Origin of the sequence: Streptomyces odonnellii (assembly GCF_000981895.1) — a bacterium.
Classification (GTDB): domain Bacteria; phylum Actinomycetota; class Actinomycetes; order Streptomycetales; family Streptomycetaceae; genus Streptomyces; species Streptomyces odonnellii.
In genome coordinates this window covers 1-2,088 of record NZ_LATD01000557.1, presented here as the reverse complement: position 1 = coordinate 2,088, position 2,088 = coordinate 1, and the positions used below count along the sequence as shown (strand labels likewise).

The window sequence follows — 2,088 nt, the reverse complement described above, 5'->3', positions numbered from 1 at the left end:
GTGCGCGGGTGTGAGCGGGTCTGTGTGGGTGGGGTAGGTGTGGGGCCGCGACATGTGGAGGCCGTGATGCGTGGGGCCGCGACATGTGGAGGCGCGACATGTGCTCTGGGCACATGTGCGCGCGGTACATGGTGGGTGTACGGGCGTGTGTACGGGCGGCCGGTACGGACAGTCGACTCGTACACACGGTCCGTAAGAGCGGCCCGTACACGAGGCTCGCACACACGGACGTACAGACGGCGATGTACAGCCGGCTCGTACGGCCGCAGGACGCCGTAGGACGGTATGACCACACGACGGTCCTACGTACAGCTCATCCGGCATATGGCTGATCGGCTGTACGGCTGATCCTGCAGATCCGGGGCCCGGTCCGATCCGACGTGCACGGATGGGACCGGGCCCGGGGGCGTCCGGGCGTACGCCGATCGGAACGGGCCCGGGGGGCGTCCGCCGGCCCGTGTCAGGCGAGGGACCGCTTGACCAGGGCGGCGACGCGGCCGCCCTCGGCGCGGCCGGCGACCTTCGGGTTCACGATCTTCATCACGGCGCCCATCGCGCGCGGCCCCTCGGCACCCGCCGCCTTCGCCTCCTCGACGGCCTGGGTGACGATCGCGCTCAGCTCCTCGTCGCTGAGCTGCGCGGGCAGGTACGTGTCGAGCAGCGCGCCCTCCGCCCGCTCGCGCTCGGCCTGCTCCGTACGGCCCCCCTGGGTGAAGGCCTCCGCCGCCTCACGGCGCTTCTTCGCCTCCTTGGCGATCACCTTCTGCACCTCGTCGTCGGAGAGCTCGCGCGCCTTCGTGCCCGAGACCTCCTCCTTGGTGATCGCGGAGAGCGTCAGCCGGAGCGTGGCGGAGCGCAGCTCGTCGCGCGCTCTGATGGCGTCGGTGAGGTCTTCCTTCAGCTTGGTCTTAAGGCTGCTCATGGGCCCAAGTGTGGCAGGTGGACCGTCGTACGGGCCCACGGATTACGCGCCGGTACGGTGTCTGCGACGATGGGCACATGCGTGCACGCTACGGAGTACCCCTGGGAATCGCGGCAGTCGGCGCGGCCGGCCTCGCCTATGCCGCCGGCTTCGAAGCCCGTTCGTTCCGGCTGCGGCGGATCTCCGTACCGGTGCTGCCGCGCGGGATGCGCGATCTCCGGGTGCTCCAGGTGTCGGACATCCACATGGTGAGCGGCCAGCGCAAGAAGCAGCGCTGGCTCCAGTCGCTGGCGGGGCTGCGCCCGGACTTCATCGTGAACACGGGCGACAACCTGTCCGACCCGGAGGGCGTACCGGAGGTGCTGGACGCGCTGGGGCCCCTGATGGAGTTCCCGGGTGTCTATGTCTTCGGTTCGAACGACTACTACGGCCCGAAGCTGCGCAACCCCGCCCGCTACCTGTTCGAAAAGGCCCAGGGGCGGCACGGCCTGAACGGCAACGCTCCCGCCGTCTCCGTGGTGCACAACCCGTGGGAACCGATGCGCGACGCCTTCGACGCGGCGGGCTGGGTGGGCCTCAACAACACGCGTGGGCGACTCAAGATCGACGGCCAGGAGATCGCCTTCACGGGCGTCGACGACCCGCACATCAAGCGGGACAGGTACGAGCGGGTCGCGGGCGGCCCCGACCCGGACGCGGACCTCTCGATCGGCGTGGTGCACGCCCCGTACCTGCGCTCCCTGGACGCCTTCACCGCCGACGGCTACCCCCTGATCCTGGCGGGCCACACCCACGGCGGACAGCTCTGCATCCCCTTCTACGGCGCGCTGGTCACCAACTGCGACCTGGACACGGACCGCGTCAAGGGCCTCTCCACCCACCGCTCCGCGGACCACACCTCGTACCTCCACGTCTCCGCGGGCTGCGGCACCAACCGCTACACCCCCGTCCGCTTCGCCTGCCCCCCCGAAGCCACCCTCCTCACCCTCACGAGCCGCCCGTGACCGCCCCGCGGCCACCCCAAAACCGGATTTCGTCTCCGGCCAGCGGTGGGCTAAAGTAATCGATGTCGCCGCCACACGAGCGACATCGGGGTGTAGCGCAGCTTGGCAGCGCGCTTCGTTCGGGACGAAGAGGTCGTGGGTTCAAATCCCGCCACCCCGACG

At 69.9% G+C, this 2,088-nt stretch carries 2 protein-coding genes and 1 tRNA gene; 2 read left to right on the top strand and 1 reads right to left on the bottom strand.

All coding sequences use genetic code 11. The features are described 5' to 3' along the window. Positions 1-460 precede the first annotated feature (460 nt). Positions 461-922 carry a GatB/YqeY domain-containing protein gene (locus WH07_RS34950; RefSeq protein ID WP_046509106.1) on the bottom strand — a complete coding sequence of 154 codons (462 nt, stop codon included), beginning with the start codon at positions 920-922 and terminating at the stop codon, positions 461-463. 77 nt (positions 923-999) lie between these two features. Between WH07_RS34950 and WH07_RS34945 the strand changes: the two genes are divergently transcribed. Further along, complete coding sequence (locus WH07_RS34945) at positions 1,000-1,926, top strand: metallophosphoesterase (RefSeq protein ID WP_046509104.1); 927 nt, start codon at positions 1,000-1,002, stop codon at positions 1,924-1,926. A gap of 86 nt (positions 1,927-2,012) precedes the next feature. After that, positions 2,013-2,086: transfer RNA gene (locus WH07_RS34940), tRNA-Pro, on the top strand. Positions 2,087-2,088: the final 2 nt, after the last annotated feature.

Coding starts and splice junctions, on each gene's coding strand:
- WH07_RS34950 (WP_046509106.1), bottom strand. CDS start 922: ATGAGCAGCCTTAAGACCAAGCTGAAGGAAGACCTCACCGACGCCATC.
- WH07_RS34945 (WP_046509104.1), top strand. CDS start 1,000: ATGCGTGCACGCTACGGAGTACCCCTGGGAATCGCGGCAGTCGGCGCG.